Here is a 22,646-nt window from a genome sequence, read left to right as displayed (position 1 = left end):
AACTCTCCCCAACGCATCAAAACGCCATCACGCCCACCCCAAACCTGCTGGACAACCTTCAGGACAAGACTTCAGGACAAAAATAGTTCTCGAATTCCCGCGCTGCCAATTTCTACTGCCAGCGCTGCCAGGATAAAGCCCAGAAGCTTTGCGGCGATGGTGGTTCCGGTTTCGCCCAGCCATTTTTCAATGCGGGTAGACTGGCGCACAATGATCCAGGTCACGAACATTGATAAGACGATCCCCAGCACCACGCTCAGGCGAGCCGTAGGGCGATCGGCCATAAGCAGCGTGACGGTGGTGAGCGCACCAGGGCCTGCCAGCAGCGGCAGTGCCAGCGGCGTAATCGCCACGTCGCGCTCTTGCTCCGCCTCATAAGTGTTAATTTCTCCCTGCAACATATCCAGCGCCACGAGCAGCAGCAATAGCCCGCCCGCCACCTTCAGCGAGGCCGTGCTGATGTGCAAATAGGTGAGAATCGGCTGACCGACAAAGGCAAAACCCAGCAAAATCAGGGTGGCAACCAGCGTGGCGCGATCGACCACGCGGTTTTTTTGGTCGAGATCCATGCCCTTGGTAAGCAGCACGACGATCGGCGCATTGCCCAGCGGATCGGCTAGCACAAAGATTGCCAGAAATGTTTGCGTGAGAACGGAAATGTCCATAGGGCAGGTGCGGCGTTGTAAATCCCAGGAGGCAGGCAGGTAAGGGCGATCGCCCCAGAGAGTCCCCCCAGACTTGGAGCAGACGCTCACCAAACAGCGGGGCTTGGTTTCAACACTAGCCGCAGGTGAGAAGACCAGTCCAGGCGAAAATGCTTAAGATTTCTAAGAAGCGTTTCAACGCAATCTTCATGAAAGTTCTGTCCGCAGTTTTGGTTTTTTTTAGTAAAACTGGGCACAACCTGACCGTCTATTAATCGCTCTGCTGAGCATTTCTTCCAAGACAACCTGAGTTAGCCATAGACATTTATGGTTGAAGTTACTATAATTTCAATCATCCAGTCCTTACGCAGTTGGACGACTTCTCGCGGGCTGCGCCCGCGAGAAGTCGTCCAAAACCCAGAAAACCTATTAGAAAACCTATTACAAGTGCGTAAGTCCTGTCATCTTCAATCATCTTTAATCATCAATGACGGCTGATGGTGGCTGATGGTGGCTAATGATGGCTGAAGCTTCCTCCTCTTTCACTCGCCAACCTGGCTTATGGCTGCCTCTGCGCTGAACATTACGCCCGCAGACTACGGATTACTGACCGATCTCTACCAGCTCACAATGGCGGCTTGCTACGTCGGCGAAGACCTAGCACTGCGACCCGCCAGCTTCGAGCTATTTGTGCGGCGGCTGCCCCAGAGCTTTGGCTATCTGGTGGCAATGGGGCTGGAACAAGCCCTGGATTACCTGCAACAGTTGAAATTTAGCACGTCCCAGCTTGACGCACTGAGGGCTACCGGACTGTTTGACCATGCACCTGCTGCGTTTTGGGACATTTTGGAAACCGGGCGCTTTGGCGGCGACGTGTGGGCCTTGCCGGAGGGGACGGTCGTGTTTGCCCATGAACCAATGCTGCGGATCGAAGCACCCCTCTGGCAGGCACAACTGGTGGAAACCTACCTGCTGAACACGCTGAACTATCAAACCCTGATCGCGACGCGGGCGGCGCGGCTGCGAGATTTGGCAGGCCCCGAAGCGACGCTGCTGGAATTTGGCACGCGGCGGGCCTTTAGTCCCCAGGCTTCGATTTGGGCGGCGCGGGCGGCTCTGGCGGCGGGGTTAGACGCGACCTCAAACGTGCTGGCGGCGCTGCAACTGGGACGCAAGCCCAGCGGCACAATGGCTCATGCGCTGGTGATGGCGCTGGAAGCGCTGGAAGGCAGCGAGCAGGATGCGTTCACCGCATTTCATCGCTATTTTCCCAAAGCGCCGCTGCTGATCGATACCTACGATTCTGAGGCGGCGGCGGCCCGGCTAGCCGAGCGGATGAAACTGGAAGGGCTGGAGTTGGGCGGCGTGCGGCTGGATTCTGGTGATCTGGTGGAACTGTCGAAATCCGTGCGATCGCTCCTTCCCGGTGTTCCCATCTTTGCCAGCGGCGACCTAGATGAGTACGAAGTCGAGCGGCTGCAACGGGCGGGAGCGTCCATCGACGGCTATGGCTTTGGTACGAAACTGGTCACGGGTTCTCCGGTCAACGGCGTGTATAAGCTCGTCGAAATCGACAACATCCCGACCCTGAAAGGCTCTAGCGGCAAAGCCACCTACCCCGGTCGCAAGCAGGTGTTTCGCTTGGTGCAGGATGGACGCTTTGGGGGCGATCGCCTCGGTCTTTGCACCGAATCTCACCCCAGCGCCCAACCGCTGCTGCAACAGGTGATGAAGCAGGGCCAGCGCCTTGCTCACTCCGAACCGCTAGAGGCGATCGCCCAGCGAACCCGCGCCAACGTTGCCGCCCTCCCCTCCACCCTCCGTCAGGTCATCTGCATCGACCCCTACACGCCAGAAATCACGCCCGCACTACACAGCCTGACCGAAGAGACGCAGGCGCGGCTGCGGGGATAACCGCCGATTAATCGCTGATGCTTAGGCCGGGTCATGCAGAAAAGACAACGCTCAAATCAATCCCCTACTCCTAACCCATAGCCCCTTGCCCCTGATATGCACATCGCCCTTTTTGGAACCAGCGCCGACCCACCAACCCGCGCCCACCAGGATATTCTGGTATGGCTGGCGGATCAGTTTGATGAGGTGGCAGTGTGGGCTTCGGACAACCCGTTCAAGCTGCACCAAACGCCACTGGAACATCGCACGGCCATGCTGCGGCTCATGGTGGCGGCAATTCACCCCCCTCGCCGGAATTTGCACGTCTATCCCGACCTCAGCCATCCGCGAGCGCTGGTGACGGTGAACCGGGCACGGAGGCGATGGCAGCGGGCGACGTTTACGCTGGTGGTAGGGTCTGACTTGGTGGCGCAGTTGCCCAAGTGGTATCGGGTGGAGGCGCTGTTGCAGGCAGTGCGGCTGCTGGTGGTGCCCCGGCCGGGCTATCCCCTGCAAGAGGCGGATCTGGAGCCGCTGCGGAAACTGGGCGCAACGGTGGCGATCGCCCCCCACGAAGGCATTCCCGCCTCTTCCACCGCCTACCGCACCGACAAAGACCCACACCTGCTCATTCCTCCCATCGAGGCATATATTCACCAACAGCGCCTCTACACCTCATGCCAGGACGACACTCCCGCAAGCCTAGTGACTCCACTCCACACCAGCTAGCAGACTTCAAAGTGGGCGTGGATAACGTCATTTTTTCTGTCGATACGGAACAGAATCGGCTGCTGGTGCTGCTGGTCATGCGCGACAACGACCCCTACCTGGGCTATTGGTCGCTGCCGGGGACGCTGGTGCGCCAGGGCGAATCGCTGGAGGACGCGGCCTATCGCGTGCTGTCTGAAAAGATTCGGGTCAATAACCTGTACCTGGAACAGCTATATACCTTTGGCGGGCCCCAGCGCGATCCGCGAGAAGCGCCAAACCGCTACGGCGTGCGCTATCTGTCGGTGAGCTACTTTGCGCTGGTGCGGCTGGCAGATGCAGAACTGATTGCCGATGGGGTCAGCGGCATCGCCTGGTATCCCATGAACCAGTTGCCCGACCTGGCGTTTGACCATCAGGAAATTTTGCAATATGGCTATCGCCGCCTGCGAAACAAGCTGGAATATAGCCCCATCGCCTTTGAGGTGCTGCCCGAACTGTTTACCCTCGGCGATCTGTACCAGCTATATACCACCGTGCTGGGCGAAAATTTTTCAGACTATTCCAACTTTCGATCGCGCCTGCTGAAGCTGGGATTTTTGGCTGATACAGGAATCAAGGTGTCGCGGGGCGCGGGCCGACCCGCCAGCCTCTACCGTTTCGATGCCGATGCCTTTGCCCCGCTCAAAGACAAACCCCTGGTTTTTATTTAACATCGGGTAGCTACACAGTTCCGAGCGAGATTTCCCGACCTGGAATGCGGGCGGGCTGGGGTAGGATTTGGGAGGTTCTGCAACGAGAACGGGCAGAACAAGCTTGAAATTCAGGGCTTGAAATTCAGGAGAAATCGCGATGAAGGCTTGTGTGGTAGGCGCAACAGGGCGCACGGGGCGGCGCATTGTGGAAGAACTGGTGCGGCGAGAGATTCCCGTGCGGGCGGTGGTGCGAAATTTGGAGCGGGGGCGCGAGGTGTTGCCTCCGGCTGCCGAGTTGGTGGTGGGCGATGTGCTGCAACCGGAAAGCCTAAAAGCGGCGATCGCCGATTGTACCGTCGTGCTTTGCGCCACCGGAGCCGCCCCCAGCTTCGACCCAACGGGCCCTTACAAAACAGACCTGGAAGGCACAAAGAATCTGGTGGATGCCTGCAAGACGCAGGGCATTCAGCACGTTGTTCTGGTGTCGTCGCTCTGCGTGTCCAAGCTATTTCATCCGCTTAACCTGTTCTGGCTGATCCTGGTTTGGAAGAAGCAGGCGGAGGAATACCTTCAGCAGAGCGGTTTGATCTATACGATCGTGCGGCCCGGCGGGCTGCTAGAAGACGACCTGCCTGATGCAGTAGTAATGCAGGGCGCAGATACGCTGTTTGACGGGCGCATTCCCCGCAAAAAGGTGGCGGAAGTCTGCGTAGAAGCGCTAACCTTACCGGAGGCCCGCAATAAGATTGTGGAAGTGGTGGCCCGTCCCGATGCCCCCGCCCGTTCCTATGGTGACCTGTTTGGGGCGATCGCCTAAATCCAGGCTGGGTCATTCACTGGGTACTCCACTGGGTTACTCCACTGGGTACTCCACAATGCTGAACCTTCTTGCCAACTTGTGACTCTGATTCCTCCTTCTCAAACCTCATCCCCCAAGCCGCTGCCGTCCAAGCGCAGCGCCGTGACCCGCATTTTGCTGATGGGGGCGCTGGCGCTGATGGCGCTGCCTGTCGTGGAAAAAGTGATGGGCTGGGACGGGTCTCTGCCGCGGAGTGGAGAACCCGTCGGCAGCGTCACGCCGATTCCCCTGCGGATGAAGGGTGGCGATCCCTATATTCGAGCGCTAATGCGGACGATTTCTGCCAGCGAGTCCAACGATCCGCGGCCCTATTCGCTAATTTATGGGGGCGATCGCTTCGAGGATTTTTCCCAGCATCCCGACCGCTGCGTTCCCATCGTCGCGGGGCCCAATCTGGGCGATTGCACCACGGCTGCGGGCCGCTACCAGTTCATCACCTCCACCTGGCTAGAGCAGGCCCAGACCTATCACCCCAACCCGTCTGGCCTGTGGCGCTGGCGCAGCTACAGCTTTGAGCCAGAATATCAGGATGCCGTGGTCTATGCCTGGCTCAGCGACCCCCAGGCCTGGGGCGTAGACCTGGCCCAACTGCTGCGCGATGGGGCAATTGAGGAGGTGCTGTATATCCTTTCCCCCACTTGGACCAGTCTAGGCTACGGCATCGAAACCAATTCCATGAGCGCCTCGCTGCCCTATATCTACGAAGAGATGCTGAGAGAGGAACTGGCGATCGCCGGAAACTAAGACAGTCACCAGAACAGTCACCGGAACAGTCACCAAAACCCACACCAGAACCCAGACCAGAACCCAGAACAATTACCAGAGCCAGATCTACGGCAAAAACCGATCCAGCGCGGCTTTCAGGGCTTCCAATTCTTGCTCGATGTTGCCATCCTGGGCAGCGCGTCCGACGCATTCAGTCAGGTGTTGGTCTAGGATGACCCGCGCCACGCGATCCAGCGCTCCCCGCACAGCAGCAATTTGCACCAGCACATCAGGACAAGGGCGGCTTTCTTGCACCATCAGCTTGATGCCACGAATATGACCCTCGATCCGAGACAGCCGATTAAGGATTTGCCGGAGCGATTCCTCGCTGTGGATGTGGGCGCGATCGGGCGTGGCGGGGTCGGTATGCAGGTGTGCGGCATCAGACTGCGGGTGGGAATGCTCAGGGCTGTTTTGCGAAAGCTTGGGGGCGGTCATGATAGGGGCAAGAAAGGTACAAAACGGACGGTGCTATGACAATTACTGACAATTACTGATAATCAGTGCCACAGAGCAGGTGATAGGGGCAGCCCATCGGCTACCCGAACTGCCTTCATCTTAGCCCAGTCCTGAAAACCGTACCGCCGCTGGACTGTCGCTGGCGAAGGGCGATCGCTAAGATATGGGATGGATGTGATGGAGCGCTGTCTGCATCAAGTGCGTTCCGGCACGCTCAGAGTTATTGCGCGAGACGAGAAATTGCCATGCAACGGGACAGGTTCATGAATGGGCTGAAGTTACAAGCGCTGCGTCGGATTGTGGCGCGGCTGATGATGGTGTTTTTGTGTGGGCTGCTGTTGCTAAATCCGCTGACCACTCCGGCCGCGTCGGCTGATGTGCCCGTGGGGGCAGCGCGCGGGAGCAGCTTTGTCGCAGCAGCGGTGAACCGGGTCGGGCCGGCAGTCGTGCGGATTGACACGGAGCGCACGGTTTCTCGAAACCTAGACCCAGTGTTCAACGATCCCTTTTTCCGCCAGTTTTTTGGCGATGGCATGATTCCCCCTGGCGGTCGCTATGAGGAGCGACTGCGGGGACAGGGGTCGGGATTTATCATCAGCGCCGATGGCACGATCTTGACCAATGCCCATGTGGTGGACGATGCCGACCGGGTGACGGTGCGCCTGAAGGACGGCCGCCAGTTTGATGGCGAGGTGCGCGGCGTAGACGAAGTGACCGACCTAGCAGTGGTGAAGATCAACACGAGCGATCGCCTTCCGGTGGCAACGCTGGGCGACTCGGACGCGGTGCAGGTGGGAGACTGGGCGATCGCCGTTGGCAATCCCTTGGGGCTGGATAACACCGTCACCTTGGGCATCGTCAGCACGCTCAACCGCTCTAGTGCTGACGTAGGCATTCCCGACAAGCGCCTGGACTTTATTCAAACCGATGCCGCGATTAACCCCGGCAACTCTGGCGGTCCCCTGCTCAACGAGAAGGGCGAAGTGATCGGCATCAACACCGCCATCCGCGCCAATGCAATGGGCATCGGCTTTGCGATCCCGATCAACAAAGCCAAGGACATTTCCACTCGACTGGCTCGCGGCGAGTCTGTGCAGCACCCTTACCTGGGCGTGCAAATTGCCACGCTGACTCCAGAACAGGCGCGAGACAACAACGAAGACCCCAACGCGACCCTGATTTTGCCAGAGGTGAACGGGGCGCTGGTGATGGGGATTGTGCCCGATTCCCCCGCTGCCAAGGGCGGCATCCGTCGCGGCGACGTGATTACGCAGGTCAATGGGCAAGCCATTACCCGTGCCGACCAATTGCAAACCCTTGTGGAAAACAGTGAACTGGGCAAGCCGCTCCAGATTACCGTGAAGCGTGGCGACCTGACCCGCACGCTGTCGGTACGCACAGCAGAGCTGCAACCTGCTGGGAAGAGCAGCAGCGCCCTCCGCTAAGGCGAAACCAGCGTATTTTTAACGTATCTGACGTATCTTTAGAAAGCGGTACTTGCTGCCGCTTTCTAGCTGCTTTCTGGCCGCATGGTAGACTACCTTCTGCCTTTGGCGTTTATCGATTCTCGATTTTCGATTTGCAATTTTGGATTGCCAGTCAAGCGTCTGCGGGGCTGACACCCGTTGCACTCGTAGCGCCACCAGGGAGAATGGATATTCGACACACAAATGCACTGAATAAAGAGTGAGACGGACAAAGCCTGAGATGAACAGCGAAGCCTACAACGAAATACTGGATATTTGTGAGGAACTGACGTATCGGGAAAAGTTTCGGCTGGCTCAGCATCTCATTCAGCTAGCTCGCAAAGAAGAGGAAGAAGCACATCCCGATCAAAAAGAATCCCGGGCCCACGACCCAGAGACAATCCAGTACGTTGCGGAACGGCTACTCAAGTCCAAGCCGACCAAAAAGACTACGTTACTGAACTCGATTGGGGCGATGTTTCAGTTCCAGGGGGGCATCTCCGAGGTAGATAAGGAACTCATTGTCTATGAGCTTCAAAAGCGGCGATATATCTCAATTGATCGAGAGGGTCGCGTCTCCTATAGGGCTTCTTTTTTCGAGTAACGATGAATAACGTCAGGACTTACGTACTTGCGGTAAGTTCTCTGGATTTTAGACAACTTCTCGCGGGCTGCGCCCGCGAGAAGTTGTCCAACTGCGTAAGTCCTAAACGTATCGAGTGTATCGAGTAGATTGAACCATCGGCGGGTCAAAGACTTGGCTCAGCAAGGGGCTGGTCAGGTGCGGGCGGACGTGGGTTGAAGTTGGGAGAAGGCGATCGCCCCCAAAAAGATTACCAACTGCGTCACAACGATGCTAGGCCCAGACGGCAGGTTAAACCAGGCCGATAGCCCAATGCCTACCAGGGCGCTGACGGCTCCCAGAGCGGCCGACAGCAGCACATACTGAGCAAAGGTGCAGCTCAGCAGTCGCGACGCGCAGGCAGGAATCACCACAAACGCGCTCACCAACAGCGCCCCAATCGCCTTGATCGACACCCCGACAACGAGCGATAGCAGCACAATAAATGCCGTGCGGTGAAACTCAACAGATACCCCACGGGCGATCGCCAGCGATTCATTCAGCGTCATCAGCATTTGTGTCCGCAGCGACAGGCTGACGAATAGAACACAGACGCAAAGCAGAATGCCGCTCGTCCACAAATCAGAATACTGAATAGCCAAAATGTCCCCAAATAGGAGATTGTTAAGACCGCCTTTGTAGGAATCCACAAAACTGAGGATAATAACGGCGATCGCCAGCGATGAAGAATAGATTATGTTCAGCAGCGCGTCTGTCCACAGGCGAGTGCGTTGCAGCAAGTAATTCACGCCCAGTGCAAACAAAACTGCTGACGGCAGCAACACAATCGACGGGCTAACACCCATTAGCACGCCCAGGCTAATGCCCAGCAGGGTGGAATGGCCCAGGGCATCGCTAAAGAACGAAAGCTGTCTCAGGATCGTAAAGCTGCCCAACAGGCCGCCCATCAGCCCCGTCAGCACACCGCCCATCAGCGCCCGTTGCATAAAGGGGAACTGAAATAGCTCAATCACGCGAGTTAAATCGGCTTGCAAAGACATAGGGTTAATGGGTGAGATCAATGGGTGATGCTAGTGTATGTGTCGATACTGCACGAATTCTGAGCCGTAGGCAGCGGCCAGGTTTTCGGGAGCCAGGGCGACTTCGGGAACGCCCTGACACAGCAGACGGCGGTTCAGGCAAAGCACGCGATCGCAGTGTCGGCGCACCATTTCCAAATCGTGAGAAATTTGCAAAATCGCCCAGCCCTGCTCTTGTTTGAGCTGGTTGAGCAGGCGATAGAACTCTGACTCGCCGCGTACGTCTAGCCCCGCCGGAGCCTCATCGAGGATCAGCAGCCGCCGGGGACGCACCAGACAATAGGCCAGCAGCACCCGCTTGGTTTCGCCATCGGAGAGTCCGCTGATGGGCTGATGGCGCAGGTGGCTTGCGCCGACTCGCTCCAGCGCATCCAGCACGGTCCGATGGCGATCGCCCCCACCTGCCCACGGCCACTGCATACCCAGCGCGTCCCAGCCCAACCCCACCAATTCGCTCACGGTCATTGGAATGCGGCGGTCAAACAGCAGATTTTGCGGCAGGTAGGCAATTTGCCGCCGCACACTCATGGGCAACTTGCCCAACGGGCTGAGCGGATGCCCCAAACACTGCACATGCCCAGCCTGACGCGGCAAAATCCCCAAAATCGCCTGAACCAGCGTGCTTTTGCCTGCACCGTTTGGGCCGACGATCGCCGTGTCGGTGCCCGCCTCCAGCACAAAGGACACCTCCTGCACCGCCGCATAGGATTCTCGATACACCGTTAGCCGCTCCACGGCCAACACAACCTCTTGCAAAAGACACCTCCTGATGGAGCGCTGATTTCATCTCGGTTTTGCCCAATGGATCTGGGGCGAAGCCGATTTGAGAATGGTTATCATTCTGAACCATCTTACTAGGCGATCGGGGCTTGCTGCCACGGGCGATCGGGTGAAATGCGATTTGTCTGGTTTCCTAAACTTGGGGCGCATCCTATGCGAGTTTGCCCTCATCCCCCAGCCCCTTCTCCCAGAGCGGGAGAAAGGGAGCCAGATTGGAAGTCCCTTTCCTGCTTTAGGAAAGGAATTTAGGGTAGAGGTTACAAAAGTGGGATGCACCCTGAACTTGGGCTTTTCTAAGAGGATGTTTGAAAAGTCCTACTGTTTGTAGCAAAGCGTGCAAGATCCCCCTAAATCCCCCTTAAAAAGGGGGACTTTAAGGCGGTTTCCCCCCTTTGTTAAGGGGGGCGAGGGGGGATCTCTGAGTGCTTAACATTACAGGCGATACCTTTTCAAACACCCTCTAAGTCGTCTATGTCTATGTCGTCTATAAGAGCTAATTTATAAAGAAAATCTAAATAGAGGCAGGCGAACCTGAGGGTGAACTTTAGTCTGAAAGAGATGCTTCTGAAGCCCGCCTATGAGTCGCCTACCGGAAATCGCCAATCCCAAGCGCAAAGCCTATCCCAGTGATATGAGTGATGCAGAATGGAGCGTTTTGCAACCGCTGATACCTGCCGGTAAAGGCTTTGGTCGTCCCCGTGAAGTGGACTTTCGAGAAATCCTCAACGCAATCTTCTACGTGCAGCGTACTGGATGCCAGTGGGAAATGCTACCGCATGACCTTCCCCCGTATACAACGGTGTACTTCTACTTTTGCAAATGGCATCGCAAGGGGATTTGGCAGCAGATGCACGACCAACGCCGAGCAGACCTGCGGCAGAAAATGGGCAGAACCATAGACTCCAGTGTGGCAATTGCTGATTCCCAATCGGTCAAGACCACCGAAAAAAGGGGAGCATCTACGGTTTCGACGGTGGCAAAAAGGTTAAGGGGCGTAAGCGCCACCTCGTTGTAGACTCCCAAGGGCTTTTAATTGGGGTATTAGTCACCGAAGCGAATGCCTCAGAACGGCTTGGAGCCGTGGTCACGCTCGATGAAGCCAGCGATAAACTCTCCCGGCTTGAGGTGGTGTGGGTAGACCAGGGGTATAGCAGCAAGAAGTTTGCCCATGCAGTCCAACAGGTCTGTGGGGAACCTGTCCGCGTAGAAGTCATCAAACGAACCTCCAAGTCGTTTGAAATTCTGCCTAAGCGCTGGATTGTGGAGCGAACTTTTGGCTGGTTGAATCGCTATCGACGCTTGAGCAAAGACTACGAATTGTATTGCGAAATGAGTGAAGCCATGATCTACGGTGCCATGATTCAATTGATGCTCAAGCGCTTGGCAGCTTAGCTACTTTATAAATCAGCTCTAAAACTATGTCGTCTATAAAACTATGTCGTCTATAAAAGTTGCACGAAGCGGGGCATTCTCCTCCAAAATCATCTCTATCGAGGCGCAACCGAAAAAAAGTTGAGAAATTGGCGCAGGTTCATTAGACTTGACACCAGACCAAGCGGTTAAAATCTTCGTAAGCCGCTACACGCAGCGTTTGGGTCTGTTTCAGGGAAGTCGGGTTATGCTTTGGGCTGCGCGGCGGGTTAGGCCAGTCAGGTTTTAGGATTATGCAACAGGCAACACGGCGGAATGGCAAGCGGAACGGAAGGCGGAACCAAAGTCTGAATGAACGGTTGAGCAGCACTCGACTGCGGCGATGGGGGGCAAGTTTAGGACTGGCGGCGATGGCGGCGAACCCTACCATGATTAGCCTGGGGGCGATCGCCACCCTTGTTTCTACCACCACCGCCGCACCCGTCCAGGCTTCTACCCTAACCCAGTGGCAGTTTGACCCCGCCAGCACGCAGCTAGAAGTCACGGTGCCCGCAGGCGTTACGCCACGCACGTTTTTGCTGGCGCAGCCGACGCGAATTGTCATGGATCTGCCCAATACCGATGTGGGTGCAGTACCGGCCGGGCAGGTCTATGGCGGCGCAGTGCGGCAGGTGCGCGTGAGCCAGTTTCAGCCAGGGCTAACGCGAATTGTGATGGAACTGTCGCCCGATGCCACCCTTGCGCCAGAGCAGGTGCAACTTCAGCAGGTGGGCCCTGCGTCCAGCGGACAGATCCGCTGGGTGCTGCGTCCGGTGCTGGTGGGGGCGACGACCACCGCAACTCAGCCCGTTGCGCCGTCTATCCCGCCTGCGGAACCGTTTGGGCTTTCCGCTGCGCCCCCAGTTTCGCCAGTCGTGCCCCAGCCAGCGGCTCCGTCTGAACCAATTCAGCCGCCAGTTTCCCAGCCGCCAGTCTCCCAGCCGCAAGCTTTCCCGCCTGCATCAGCCGTTCCCCAGCCCGCGCCGCCGCCTGTCATTGCCACAACGCCGTCCCAGTCCTCTCCGATTCCGCCTGAGCTATCGGGCAGCAATACCACCGTGCGAATTCGTCGCAACGAGCTGCCAGTTGAAACGCTGTTGCCAAGCGCCCCACCTGTGCCCGTTGAGATTCCGCCCGCAGCCGCAGCGACAGCACCACCCGCCAGTTCAGCCGCTGCGGCGCTGCAAACCATGCCAGCGACCCTGCAAACCACGCCACCAGGGGCGACTGCGCCCAGCGCGGTTTCGATTCCCACGCCGCCTAGCAGCAGTGCTTCTGGCGCATGGCAGATTCCCGCAACCTTGCCGCCCTCCGCGCCAGACGGGCGGCCGGTCACGGTGACGATTCCGCCCCTGGATGCGGCTCCTGCGGCTCCTGCGGCAGTTCCCAGTGCAGTTCCCAGTGCAGTTCCCAATGCAGTTCCCAGCGCGGCTCCTGCGGCGGCTCCAATTTTGCCCGATCCGCTGCCGCCGATTGCGCCTGCGCCAGTTGCGTCTACACCCGAACCCATTGTTCCGATTGAGGTGAATCGTGCGCCTGCCTCGCCCAGTCCATCGCTTCCCGTGCTGCAACCTGCGCCGGGTGTGGTGAATGAAGGCGGTTCGAGTCGCCCGTCGAGCGCCAGTCGCCTGCCTGCTGCATCGGTCGCCGCGACACCGCTCAACCCAAACGTGCTGCTGCCATCGGGCACGTCGATGATTGCGCGGTATCCCGGTCGTGTACCGCTGACGCTGAGTGGCGATCGCCCTTGGCAAGAAGTTCTTGTGTTGACAGAACCCGTGCGCGACTACAGCGGGCGCGTGGTGTTTCCGGCAGGCAGCCAGCTTTTGGGACGGTTCGAGACGAATCGCGAGGGCAGCCGCTTTGTGGCCCAGGCAGTGAGCGTGGGTGGACGCAATCAGCGAATCGAAGCGCGATCGGATCGGCTATCGGGCGATCGCCGCGTCTCTGAAGACGACATACTGCGGAATTCCGCCATTGGTGCAGGCGGGGCGCTGCTGCTGGGCCTGCTGACGGGCGGCATCGGGCTGGTGGGGCTGGCCCTGGGAGCGGGGGCTGGAGCAGCGACGACCTTTATCACTGCCCCCCAGCCTGCGACGATCCTGCCGAACCAGATTATCGAAGTCCGTCTAACGCAGGATGTGCCACGCGGCTTCTTTTAGGCGTGAAAGTAGGCGTGAAAGCAGAAGTAAAAGCAATCCAGCCATTTTGGGGGCGATCGCCCGCTGCCGCAGCGCCGCCCGATGCAGATTGAGCCTGGATTGCAAAGCTGGGTTGCAAAGCTGGATCGCAAAGCTGGATTGCAAAGATTGAACCTGGGTAGATTATGAACTGGATCAAACACGGGCTGGGGCTGTCGCTAGTGGGCACGGTGGGCATAGTGGGCATGGCGGCGATCGCCCGTGCCGAGCAGCCCCTGGGCGTGGTCTATCCCGACGACGGCCACGAAACCACCGCCAGCCGCATTTTCCTGATTGGCACGGCAGCTCCCGGCGGCGAGGTGACGGTCAACGGGCAGCCCATTGAGCGCAGTCCAGCCGGCCACTTTGCCCCCAGTTTTCCGTTAGAACTGGGCGAAAACGTCTTCACACTGCGGCGCGGTTCGGAGGCGGTGGTGATTCGCGTGGTGCGCGTGGCGGCGGGGGCAGCGGCTCCGGTGGGCGCTAGTTTTGCAGAGGGATCGCTGTGGCCAGGGGTGGACGTGGCGCGGCGACCAGGAGAGACCGTCTGCTTTGGGGCGATCGCCCCGCCCAATGCCACCGTTTCTGTCAGCCTTGCGGGGCAGACCATTCCCCTCGCGCCCCAGCCCAGCGCCGTGGATTTGCCGCCCAACTCTGCCGTGCTGACAGACTTGAACCAGCCCGCTGTGATGGAGGCTGCCCAGCGCTACCAGGGCTGCTTGCCGCTGAGCCAGCCGATCCTCACCTACGGCAACGCAATTTCCACCGGGGCCGTGCTGCCGAACCCGGCACAGACCGTCGCGCTGGGTCAGCCAGACTATCAACTCCAGCTTCGCGGCGAAACCCTGCGCCAGACCGCTCCCGGCAGCGTGTCGCTGTTGCCGCTGCTAAACCCGCCTGTGGTGCAGGTGGTCGCTGCATCGGGAACCGCCCGCACCGGCCCTAGCACCGACTATTCCCGCCTCACCCCCCTGCCCCAGGGCACGCGAGATATGGTGACGGGGCGCGAGGGCGGCTGGCTGCGGCTGGGCTATGGCGCGTGGATTCGCGAGTCGGAAACCCAGCCCGTGCCCAATGCCGCGCCACCCCAAACGCTGATTCGTGGCGTTCGCTCTCGATCGGCTGGGGAATGGATGGAAATCGTGTTTCCGCTGCAAGCACCTGTGCCCGTGTCGCTGCATCAGGGCGATCGCACGATTGCCCTCACCCTGCACCACACCATCGCCCAAACCGACACAATCTTCGTGCCGCGCGATCGCCTGATCCAGCGCTTCGACTGGCAGCAAATTTCGCCGACCCAGGTGCAATACACCGTGCTGCTCAACTCGCGCCACCAGTGGGGCTACAAGCTGCGCTACGAGGGTACTAGCCTGGTGCTGTCGCTGCGAAACCCGCCTGTGCTGTCGTCATCGCGGCGGCAACCGCTGACGGGACTGCGGATTTTTCTCGACCCCGGCCACGGCGGCCCGGATGACCTCGGCGCTCGCGGCCCCACGGGCTATCCCGAAAAAGACGTGGCGCTGATTGTGTCCAAACTGCTGCGCGATCGCCTGCAAGCGAGGGGCGCAACGGTGATCATGAGCCGCACCGAAGACATCGACCTCGGCCCCAACGAACGCGCCGCCATGATCGTGGAACAGGAGCCACACCTCGCCCTCAGCATTCATTACAATGCGCTGCCCGACGATGGCGACGCGATCAACACCGCAGGCATTGGCACGTTCTGGTATCAAAACCAGGCGCAAGACCTGGCGGAATTTCTGCATGATTATCTGGTGGAAACGCGCGATCGCCCTTCCTACGGGGTCTTTTGGAATAACCTCGCCCTGACGCGCCCCGCCGTTGCCCCGTCCGTCCTGCTGGAACTGGGCTTTATGATCAATCCCTTTGAATTCGAGTGGATCGTCGATCCGCAGGAGCAGGAGCGCCTGGCCGATGCCCTGGCCGACGGCATCGAAGCATGGCTGCGGCAGACCACCCGCGAATAACCAGATTGATTCTCGATTAGTTCTCGATTTCGGACTTGCGATTTTGGATTTGCGATTTTAGATTGCCAGTCAAGCGCCACTCAATCTTCCAGCAACTTCATTAGCGCCACTCAATCTTCCAGCAACTTCACTAGCGCCACTCAATTAGCGCCACTCAGAAGAATTGGGCAATGTGACTCGGCAAAATTGATGACAGCTTTCTTTTAGCTTTGTTTCAGTCAAATTTCTGGATTTTTTTGTGGATCAGGCAGGATGCCCCATGCCAAGATAGTCTGGATCGCAACGCTCATGGCTTGGCTTGGATGGAAATTCCCTATGGCAGTTTCAGACGAGTTTCATCAGCGCTGGTGTGCCTTGCTCGATCGGGTAGATGGCTGCAATTCTGAAAAAGCGCTGGAAACCCAAGTCATTCTGCCCATGCTAGAACTGCTGGGCTACCGGCCGCAGGATATTCTTCAGCAGGTTCCATTCGGCAAAAAGCGGGTTGATTTTTTACTCAGGGCGCAGCAATCTGCCCCCCATTGCCACTACCTGATTATCGAAGCGAAGTCGCCCAAGCAGGCGATCGCCCACAATAGCTGGCAACTACGGGATTATCTGCTCGCTTCGGGCAGCATTTTGGGACTGTTGACCAACGGCAAGCAGTTTCGCCTGCTCTACAACGATGGCGAGGCGGTTCACTCGCTCTGGACCTATAGCCGCGACTACCTCTATCAAAGCTATCGGGTGTTAGGGTCGCTGCTGTGGAAGCGAAACTGCGATCGCGTCATGGCGGCCTTTGGCAGCAGCCACCGCAAAATTCACGAACAGCTTGTGCGGGCGATCGCCCAACTGTCGCAAGACTCCCACGTCCTCTCGGTGCTGCCCATACAGCCCGATTTGTCCCCCCACACTCCACCCCGAAACGCTATGATCATCACCGTTTTCAACAACAAAGGCGGCGTTGGCAAAACCACCCTGACCATTAACCTGGCTGCGGCCCTAGCGCAACTGGGCAAGCGGGTGCTGCTGATCGACATCGACGCACAGGCAAATCTGACCACGGGCCTGGGAATCGACCCGCTAGAAGATGTGGAAAAAGTCGGACGAAAAGACATTACCCATTTGCTCACCGAACCCCGACTGATGCTGGACGATGTGATTGTGAAAAAGCGCTGGGGCAACGTAGTTTTAGATGTCGTGCCTTCCCATATCCGCCTCAGCAATATGGAGAATCAGTTGATTCAGATTGTGGACAGCGATCGCATTTTGTCCAAAAAGCTCAAAAGCCAGGATTATGACTTTGTGTTGATTGACCCACCGCCCTCCTTTGGCAAGGTGAACCGCATTTCCCTGATGGCCTCTGGGGGCGTGCTAGTGCCGACTCAGCTTTCGCCCTATCCCATCCGAGCGCTGGAATTTGTGCTGGGGCAAATCGAAGAAGTCGGGCAGTTTCGCGAAACGCCGCTGCCCATCGTGGGCATTGCAGTCAGTATGCACGATCGCGCCTCGCGGGCCTTTAACTTATCGATGGTCGAAGAGCTATACGGACGGCTGAATAAACTGCCTGGGGGCAATCAGGTGCAACTGTTTTCAGAAGCAACCTGGGTGCCCCGCCTCAATATCGTGTCCAAGTCTCAGAGCGAGGGCTGCCCGCTGTTTGCGGTGGACTCTCTGGACGGACTCACCGCCCAAGACCGCACCGCTGCCGAGAATGCGCTTGCGTCCTTTGAGTCGCTGGCCCAAGAACTCTTGCAAAAGGTCGAAACAGCGGCATAGCCCTCAGTCGCAGCATAGCCTTCAGTCGCGGCATAGCCTGATGTCACAGATGAACAGACTCAACGGCGTTATAGCCTTCAGTCGCGGCATAGCCTGATGAACAGACCCAACGGCGTTGCTGAACAGATTTCCAATGAGTCAGGAAGCGCCCATGTGGGTCAACGTACCATCAGCCACAAACCAAGCCGTGCCAGTGCCTTCATAGATAGCAGCGAATGTGGCCCCTGAAGGACGGTGCGCGTCCACCGTGAGTTTTCCCTTGAGTCCGTATGCGGTTTCTTCGTAGCCAGCCGTAGTCATCCGCAGGTTAACGTCATAGTAGTTGAAGTCTGGCATTTCCCTTGTAATGCTGCCAGGCGTTTTGGGGTGGAGGAACCAAACTGCGGAACCATGCACCCATTCTAGGCGGATGGGCTTCCCTGTTTCGGTGTCCCATTCAATCGTAAGCTGCTCTGCTGGACTGGGAAAACTGGCGTAATAGGCTTCATCGGTCGTAAACTTGGCGATCATACTTGTCCTCCATATGTCCATAAAAGTTGAGTAACGTGGGGCGGCTCATGGGTACAACATGAGTACGCATAAGTACACATAAGTACACATAAGTACGCATGAGTACGCATGAGTACGAAAGTTATTAGATAGTGAGTAGATGTGAGCAGATAGTAAGCAGATAGTGAGCAATTGGCTTGGTTAACGCAGAGGAGGTTTCCCATTGATGAACCGCGATTGATTAATCTCGATTGATTAATCTCGATTGATTAAAGCAATGGCATCCTCAGCTTCCTGACTCACAGTCCACCACCCGTCCACAAAGGTCTTGTCGTTCTGAGCTAAGAATTGGAGCTTTGACAATGCTTCCTTGCTTTTGAGACAGCCCGCAGCAAAGCAGGCCCAAAACCTAATAACAGCTTCCGAGTCATCAAGTGCGGTCAATATTGCGTTCACTGCTTCCTGATACAGAGTTAGTAACTCCTGATGTAGAGTTAGTAACTCCTGGGAAAGTTGATTTCCCAGTCCTTCTAGGGCTTGCGCTCGAACAGAAGGAGCCTCACCCCGATGAGTTGCAACGTCAGTCAATACCCGAATCACTTGTGGGGTAATCTTGCTGTCTGATTGGAAAGAGAGAGCATACACAACACTTTCTCGCTGTGCCGGATCAAAACTCGTTTCAAGAATCGAGAGCAGGGGCCCTAAGTGCCTCTGAGTCATGATTGAACTCAGGGATGCCGCTGCCTGCACCCATAATTCACTGCGTTGACCCGCTAACACATCGGCGATCGCATCTGCATCTTGATCATCTCCTATCTTGCCAAGTAGCCAACAAGCGGTCATTGCCTTGTCTAGGTCGAGGGTGTTGATCCAACCAGGCTGGCGAGTCGCAAGCCCCAAGGTTTCAAGAGCTTCGATGTTGCTGGCTGACTCTGGAAATTGTTGTTTGATGGATGCAAGATTCATAGACTGCCCATGTGTTGCGTCTTACTCTCTCAGCTTCCCCATCAGTCATACCTGAATCGCGCGATTTTTTTTTAACGCGGTACGGGGTATGCGTTGGCATCGACTCCCCAGGAATGTAGACGGCCAGTATTGCAGTTTCCAATCCAGCCTTCCGCCCCAATCAGCACACTCTGGGAACCACGGGCATAGTTGTTGCCTAAGAAAACATAATCTGATTCCCCTGCATTCAAGAAAGTAGTGCGACCCAATAAGCGGCGCTGACCATCATTGGAGTACACCAGGTATCTCACGGCTGAACAGTGGGTTGACGGAGCCTTGAGCGTAACGGCATACTCTGTCCCTGGCCCATCCGAGATAAAGTTCAGCGTTGCCGTGCGGTCACAGAGTTGGCTAGTAGAGGTGCATTCAACCGTAAAGGTTTCAGCAGAGGCAGCCGTAGCGAACCCCAAAACGCTCATAGCACCAAGAGCAAAGGCCATAATGTACTTCATAGGAAATTACCTCAAAAATCAAAAGAACTGGTGAAATTGAGAAAATCACGGAAACCGAGAAGCCAGCGCTGATCGATAAACCGTATCCCCAAAAAACCGAATACTTTGATTGGATAAATCTCCAGTCTGGGATGACCTGACCAGCGCCACTCTTCAGCGGTTATGCACTTATCAGGCCATTCAGGCAACTTTACGCATCAATTCCGAATCAATTCCAATTACTTCCAATTAATTCCAACAGGGGCGTTGCTGAACGCAGATATTGCTCACCCTGCGATAAGCAGACTACATCCCCAACTCTTTTCCCGGAGGAGAAGGCGGTCAGGACTCTTGTTTTCCCTCTGTTGGGAGCTACTAGACCTCATCGGCGCTTCGCTGCACCGTATAGCGCAGTTCGACAAAGGCCGTGCCATAGGTCGTTGCAGACACCAGCTTGAGTGGCGGTGTGGTAATTTGGCGTGGCAGCAGGGGCGCACCGCTGCCCAGCGTTACCGAGGCAATGGTCACGATAATTTCATCCAATAGCCCGTGGTCATAAAACTGCCCTGCCAGGTCGCCGCCGCCCACTACCCAGATGTTTTTGTCTTGGGCGATCGCCCGCATTTCCTCATACACCGGGCGCACGTCGCCTTTCACAAAGCGAATATCCGCGCCTGGAATCGCGGGCAGCGTGCGCGTGGTAAATACCCAGGCGGGTTGCGTGTAGCTCCAGGCGGGCTGCGCCGGGTTTGCGTTGGGATTGTCGGGGCTGTCGTGGTTAAGAATCCACTCGTAGGTGGTAGAACCCATAGCGATCGCCCCCACTTCTTGAATAAAGCTGGGATAGCTGCCGTCTTCTGGGTCGCCAAACTGAAACAGCCACTCCAAAGAATTGTTTGCGTCGGCGATGTAGCCATCCAGGCTGGTTGCGGTGTAATACTGCGTTTTCATTGAGAATTCCTGACATTCCTGATCGAGACAATCCGAGTGCGTCGTGCGCCGTGTCCAGGATTACCAAATCTTCTGGAAGCGCCTGCGTAGAATGTGGAGCAATCGCATTGGGTATTGGCTTTGGTATCGATTCCCCATCAATAGGCTCCTACAAGAGACTCCTACAAGCCCGCCGGAGATCTTTCAGCAGCGCTGGCTTGGCAACCCAAAATCGCCACTCTAGAATCTAAAATCCAAAATCAAAATCCAAAATCTAAAATCCAAAATTAACAGTGTTCTATTTGGCTAGCGCTGATGTCATGTCTTCTGGCGATCGCCCCCCGCTCAAAATCTGCCCCCGATCAAAATCTTATGCTTAAAAATCTCTACATTGCCGCAATCGAACCGGGCAACGGCAAGTCGCTGGTGCTGCTAGGGCTGATGGAACTGCTGTCGAAACGGGTGGGGCGGCTGGGCTTCTTTCGTCCGGTGATCCACGCGGGCGACACGCCGGACAACGATATTGACCTAGTGCGGAGCCGCTACGCCATTGCCGCGCCCTACAACCTGCAATATGCCCTCACCCATGAGGAAGCGCAGGCGCTATTAGCCACTGGCCAAACGGACACCCTGCTGAAACGGGTGGTGGAGGCTTACAAAACGCTGGAGGCGCAGTGCGATTTTGTCGTGTGCGAAGGCGTGGACGCGACGGAAATCGGCTCTGCCTTTGTGGATGATTTTGACGCGCAGGTGGCAAACTTGCTGGCGGCACCGATCGCCCTAGTATCGAGCGGCGAGGGCAAAACGCTAGAGGAACTGATCAGCGCAGTGCGGACAGAGCGGGAGGCGTTTTTGAACTATGGCTGTGCGATCGCCGCTACGTTCATCAACCGGATTGCGCCAGAGATGCGCGAGGAACTGGGCGATCGCCTCCAGGCTACATGGCAAACCGACGACCCTGTGTTCCTGCTGCCGGAGGAGCCGCGCATTACCAAACCCACGGTGGCCGAGGTGATGCATACCCTAGGTGGAGAACTCGTGATGGGCGACGAAAGCCAGCTTAACCGCGACGTGCTGGGCTACAAGGTAGCGGCGATGCAGTTGCCCAATTTCTTGACCCACGTGCAGGAAGGGGCGCTGGTGATTGCGCCGGGCGATCGCGCGGATATCGTGCTGGGCTGCCTGACGACCATGTTTGCCGAAAACTATCCCAAAATTTCGGGCATCGCGCTGACGGGCGGGCTGGAGCTAGCTCCGTCGGTGCGGGCACTGCTGGACGGTTTTCGGCGATCGCCCCTGCCCATCTTCGCCGTCGCCACCGATACCTACGAAACGGCCACCCGCACCAGCCAAGTTCGTGCCCAGCTTAGCCCATTCAACGAGCGCAAAATCGCTGCCGCCCTAGGGCTGTTTGAATCGTCGGTAGATTTGTCCAAGCTGGAAGCCCGCATTGAGGTGGCCCGCTCGACGCGCATGACCCCGCTGATGTTTGAATATGAACTGATCCAGCAGGCCAAGACGATGCGCCAGCGGATTGTGCTGCCGGAGGGAGCGGACGAGCGCATCCTGCGGGCCAGCGAAATCTTGCTGCAACGCAATGTGGTAGACGTGACGCTGCTGGGCAACCGGGGACAGATTCAGGAGGCGATCGCCGCCCTCGGACTCCATCTCGACGACGCAACGCTGATCGACCCGCTAGAATCCGACTGGCAGGAAGACTTTGCCCAGACCTACTACGCCCTGCGGAAGCACAAGGGGATCACGCTGGAATTTGCCCACGACCTGATGCGCGATGTTAGCTACTTTGGCACGATGATGGTCTACAAGGGACTGGCGGACGGCATGGTGTCGGGGGCGCTGCACACCACCGCCCACACGATCCGTCCCGCGCTGGAGTTTATCCGCACGCAGCCCGGTTGCTCCATCGTCTCCAGCGTCTTTCTCATGTGTCTGGAAGACCGGGTACTGGTCTATGGCGACTGCGCCGTGAACCCCAACCCCAACCCACAGCAGTTGGCCGACATTGCCATTAGCTCGGCGGAAACCGCTGCCTTGTTTGGCATCGAGCCGCTGGTGGCGATGCTATCTTACTCCACAGGCGATTCGGGCAAGGGCGAAGATGTGGACAAGGTGCGCGAAGCCGTCCGCATTGCCCAGAGCCAGCGCCCCGACTTGCAAATTGAAGGGCCGATTCAATATGACGCAGCGGTGGATGCCAGCGTCGCCAAAACCAAGCTGCCCGATAGCAAGGTCGCAGGCCACGCAACGGTATTTATCTTTCCTGACCTGAACACGGGCAACAATACGTACAAGGCCGTGCAGCGCTCTGCCAACGCCGTCGCCATCGGTCCCGTCCTCCAGGGTTTGCGAAAACCCGTCAACGACCTCAGCCGGGGCTGCACTGTGCCCGATATTGTCAACACCGTCGCCATCACCGCAATTCAGGCGCAGCGGGTGCAGGCGGCGGCTGGCAGTGTGGAACCTGTGGACGACAGGGTGGGGGCTGGCGTGTGAAAGAATGCAT

19 protein-coding genes and 1 pseudogene are annotated in these 22,646 nt (G+C 57.4%); 12 read left to right on the top strand and 8 right to left on the bottom strand.

The annotated features are described in order from the left end of the window. Positions 1–71: 71 nt before the first annotated feature. On the bottom strand, positions 72–665 hold the full coding sequence (locus HPC62_RS05140; RefSeq protein ID WP_172354055.1) for a MarC family protein: 594 nt from the start codon (positions 663–665) through the stop codon (positions 72–74). A 540-nt stretch (positions 666–1,205) separates the two neighbouring features. Here HPC62_RS05140 and HPC62_RS05135 point away from each other — a divergent pair. From HPC62_RS05135 to HPC62_RS05115, 5 genes are all read left to right on the top strand, one after another. Further along, positions 1,206–2,558 (top strand): nicotinate phosphoribosyltransferase, encoded by a 1,353-nt coding sequence (locus HPC62_RS05135; protein ID WP_172354054.1) that lies wholly within the window; start codon positions 1,206–1,208, stop codon positions 2,556–2,558. 96 nt (positions 2,559–2,654) lie between these two features. Continuing rightward, positions 2,655–3,266 carry a nicotinate-nucleotide adenylyltransferase gene (locus HPC62_RS05130; RefSeq protein ID WP_172354053.1) on the top strand — a complete coding sequence of 204 codons (612 nt, stop codon included), beginning with the start codon at positions 2,655–2,657 and terminating at the stop codon, positions 3,264–3,266. Continuing rightward, on the top strand, positions 3,215–3,958 hold the full coding sequence (locus HPC62_RS05125) for an NUDIX hydrolase (RefSeq protein ID WP_172354052.1): 744 nt from the start codon (positions 3,215–3,217) through the stop codon (positions 3,956–3,958). Before HPC62_RS05130 ends, HPC62_RS05125 begins: the two co-directional genes overlap by 52 nt. Before the next feature lie 139 nt (positions 3,959–4,097). Further along, positions 4,098–4,757 carry an SDR family oxidoreductase gene (locus HPC62_RS05120; RefSeq protein WP_172354051.1) on the top strand — a complete coding sequence of 220 codons (660 nt, stop codon included), beginning with the start codon at positions 4,098–4,100 and terminating at the stop codon, positions 4,755–4,757. Positions 4,758–4,964: 207 nt separating this feature from the next. Continuing rightward, positions 4,965–5,543 carry a glycoside hydrolase family 24 protein gene (locus HPC62_RS05115; RefSeq protein ID WP_225906918.1) on the top strand — a complete coding sequence of 193 codons (579 nt, stop codon included), beginning with the start codon at positions 4,965–4,967 and terminating at the stop codon, positions 5,541–5,543. A gap of 87 nt (positions 5,544–5,630) precedes the next feature. On the opposite strand, the gene HPC62_RS05110 is transcribed toward HPC62_RS05115, so the two are convergent. Beyond that, positions 5,631–6,002 carry a metal-sensing transcriptional repressor gene (locus HPC62_RS05110; protein ID WP_172354050.1) on the bottom strand — a complete coding sequence of 124 codons (372 nt, stop codon included), beginning with the start codon at positions 6,000–6,002 and terminating at the stop codon, positions 5,631–5,633. Positions 6,003–6,268: 266 nt separating this feature from the next. Here HPC62_RS05110 and HPC62_RS05105 point away from each other — a divergent pair, with 266 nt between their 5' ends. After that, positions 6,269–7,468, top strand: a complete 1,200-nt coding sequence (locus tag HPC62_RS05105; RefSeq protein WP_172354049.1) for an HhoA/HhoB/HtrA family serine endopeptidase — start codon at positions 6,269–6,271, stop codon at positions 7,466–7,468. 262 nt (positions 7,469–7,730) lie between these two features. Continuing rightward, positions 7,731–8,093 (top strand): hypothetical protein, encoded by a 363-nt coding sequence (locus HPC62_RS05100; protein ID WP_172354048.1) that lies wholly within the window; start codon positions 7,731–7,733, stop codon positions 8,091–8,093. 173 nt (positions 8,094–8,266) lie between these two features. On the opposite strand, the gene HPC62_RS05095 is transcribed toward HPC62_RS05100, so the two are convergent. Both HPC62_RS05095 and HPC62_RS05090 read right to left on the bottom strand, forming a co-directional pair. Continuing rightward, complete coding sequence (locus tag HPC62_RS05095) at positions 8,267–9,112, bottom strand: metal ABC transporter permease (protein ID WP_172354047.1); 846 nt, start codon at positions 9,110–9,112, stop codon at positions 8,267–8,269. Positions 9,113–9,142: 30 nt separating this feature from the next. Continuing rightward, the gene (locus HPC62_RS05090) at positions 9,143–9,907 is read right to left on the bottom strand and encodes a metal ABC transporter ATP-binding protein (RefSeq protein WP_172354046.1); all 765 of its coding nucleotides are present in this window, start codon (positions 9,905–9,907) and stop codon (positions 9,143–9,145) included. A 601-nt stretch (positions 9,908–10,508) separates the two neighbouring features. On the opposite strand from HPC62_RS05090, the pseudogene HPC62_RS05085 reads away from it, so the two are divergent. From HPC62_RS05085 to HPC62_RS05070, 4 genes and pseudogenes are all read left to right on the top strand, one after another. Further along, a pseudogene (locus tag HPC62_RS05085) lies at positions 10,509–11,323 on the top strand (IS5 family transposase). A 272-nt stretch (positions 11,324–11,595) separates the two neighbouring features. Next, positions 11,596–13,503 carry an AMIN domain-containing protein gene (locus HPC62_RS05080; protein ID WP_172354044.1) on the top strand — a complete coding sequence of 636 codons (1,908 nt, stop codon included), beginning with the start codon at positions 11,596–11,598 and terminating at the stop codon, positions 13,501–13,503. 164 nt (positions 13,504–13,667) lie between these two features. Continuing rightward, positions 13,668–15,509, top strand: coding sequence for an N-acetylmuramoyl-L-alanine amidase (locus tag HPC62_RS05075; protein WP_172354043.1), 1,842 nt, complete (start codon positions 13,668–13,670; stop codon positions 15,507–15,509). A gap of 315 nt (positions 15,510–15,824) precedes the next feature. Continuing rightward, a complete protein-coding gene (locus tag HPC62_RS05070; RefSeq protein ID WP_172354042.1) occupies positions 15,825–17,267 on the top strand; it encodes an AAA family ATPase in 1,443 nt (480 codons plus the stop codon). Between the two features lie 138 nt (positions 17,268–17,405). Here the strand turns inward: HPC62_RS05070 and HPC62_RS05065 are convergent, their stop codons facing one another. From HPC62_RS05065 to HPC62_RS05050, 4 genes are all read right to left on the bottom strand, one after another. After that, on the bottom strand, positions 17,406–17,777 hold the full coding sequence (locus HPC62_RS05065; RefSeq protein WP_172354041.1) for a hypothetical protein: 372 nt from the start codon (positions 17,775–17,777) through the stop codon (positions 17,406–17,408). Positions 17,778–18,011: 234 nt separating this feature from the next. Then, positions 18,012–18,722, bottom strand: coding sequence for a HEAT repeat domain-containing protein (locus tag HPC62_RS05060; RefSeq protein WP_172354040.1), 711 nt, complete (start codon positions 18,720–18,722; stop codon positions 18,012–18,014). A 71-nt stretch (positions 18,723–18,793) separates the two neighbouring features. Beyond that, positions 18,794–19,213, bottom strand: coding sequence for an SH3 domain-containing protein (locus tag HPC62_RS05055; protein ID WP_172354039.1), 420 nt, complete (start codon positions 19,211–19,213; stop codon positions 18,794–18,796). A gap of 354 nt (positions 19,214–19,567) precedes the next feature. Next, positions 19,568–20,143: a dihydrofolate reductase family protein gene (locus HPC62_RS05050; RefSeq protein ID WP_172354038.1), complete on the bottom strand. Its 576-nt coding sequence runs from the start codon at positions 20,141–20,143 to the stop codon at positions 19,568–19,570. A gap of 351 nt (positions 20,144–20,494) precedes the next feature. On the opposite strand from HPC62_RS05050, the gene pta reads away from it, so the two are divergent. Further along, a complete protein-coding gene (gene pta, locus HPC62_RS05045; protein WP_172358784.1) occupies positions 20,495–22,636 on the top strand; it encodes a phosphate acetyltransferase in 2,142 nt (713 codons plus the stop codon). Positions 22,637–22,646 lie beyond the last annotated feature (10 nt).

Source organism: Thermoleptolyngbya sichuanensis A183 (assembly GCF_013177315.1).
In the GTDB taxonomy this organism is placed as follows: Bacteria; Cyanobacteriota; Cyanobacteriia; order Elainellales; family Elainellaceae; genus Thermoleptolyngbya; species Thermoleptolyngbya sichuanensis.
This window is presented reverse-complemented; position numbering and strand designations above follow the sequence as displayed.

What these genes read in the sequence shown, in the direction of transcription:
- HPC62_RS05135 (WP_172354054.1), top strand. Translation starts at nt 1,206, where the DNA reads ATGGCTGCCTCTGCGCTGAACATTACGCCCGCAGACTACGGATTACTG.
- HPC62_RS05120 (WP_172354051.1), top strand. Translation starts at nt 4,098, where the DNA reads ATGAAGGCTTGTGTGGTAGGCGCAACAGGGCGCACGGGGCGGCGCATT.
- HPC62_RS05095 (WP_172354047.1), bottom strand. Translation starts at nt 9,112, where the DNA reads ATGTCTTTGCAAGCCGATTTAACTCGCGTGATTGAGCTATTTCAGTTC.
- HPC62_RS05070 (WP_172354042.1), top strand. Translation starts at nt 15,825, where the DNA reads ATGGCAGTTTCAGACGAGTTTCATCAGCGCTGGTGTGCCTTGCTCGAT.
- pta (WP_172358784.1), top strand. Translation starts at nt 20,495, where the DNA reads ATGCTTAAAAATCTCTACATTGCCGCAATCGAACCGGGCAACGGCAAG.
- HPC62_RS05125 (WP_172354052.1), top strand. Translation starts at nt 3,215, where the DNA reads ATGCCAGGACGACACTCCCGCAAGCCTAGTGACTCCACTCCACACCAG.
- HPC62_RS05110 (WP_172354050.1), bottom strand. Translation starts at nt 6,002, where the DNA reads ATGACCGCCCCCAAGCTTTCGCAAAACAGCCCTGAGCATTCCCACCCG.
- HPC62_RS05140 (WP_172354055.1), bottom strand. Translation starts at nt 665, where the DNA reads ATGGACATTTCCGTTCTCACGCAAACATTTCTGGCAATCTTTGTGCTA.
- HPC62_RS05060 (WP_172354040.1), bottom strand. Translation starts at nt 18,722, where the DNA reads ATGAATCTTGCATCCATCAAACAACAATTTCCAGAGTCAGCCAGCAAC.
- HPC62_RS05075 (WP_172354043.1), top strand. Translation starts at nt 13,668, where the DNA reads ATGAACTGGATCAAACACGGGCTGGGGCTGTCGCTAGTGGGCACGGTG.
- HPC62_RS05115 (WP_225906918.1), top strand. Translation starts at nt 4,965, where the DNA reads ATGGGCTGGGACGGGTCTCTGCCGCGGAGTGGAGAACCCGTCGGCAGC.
- HPC62_RS05050 (WP_172354038.1), bottom strand. Translation starts at nt 20,143, where the DNA reads ATGAAAACGCAGTATTACACCGCAACCAGCCTGGATGGCTACATCGCC.
- HPC62_RS05080 (WP_172354044.1), top strand. Translation starts at nt 11,596, where the DNA reads ATGCAACAGGCAACACGGCGGAATGGCAAGCGGAACGGAAGGCGGAAC.
- HPC62_RS05100 (WP_172354048.1), top strand. Translation starts at nt 7,731, where the DNA reads ATGAACAGCGAAGCCTACAACGAAATACTGGATATTTGTGAGGAACTG.
- HPC62_RS05130 (WP_172354053.1), top strand. Translation starts at nt 2,655, where the DNA reads ATGCACATCGCCCTTTTTGGAACCAGCGCCGACCCACCAACCCGCGCC.
- HPC62_RS05055 (WP_172354039.1), bottom strand. Translation starts at nt 19,213, where the DNA reads ATGAAGTACATTATGGCCTTTGCTCTTGGTGCTATGAGCGTTTTGGGG.
- HPC62_RS05065 (WP_172354041.1), bottom strand. Translation starts at nt 17,777, where the DNA reads ATGATCGCCAAGTTTACGACCGATGAAGCCTATTACGCCAGTTTTCCC.
- HPC62_RS05105 (WP_172354049.1), top strand. Translation starts at nt 6,269, where the DNA reads ATGCAACGGGACAGGTTCATGAATGGGCTGAAGTTACAAGCGCTGCGT.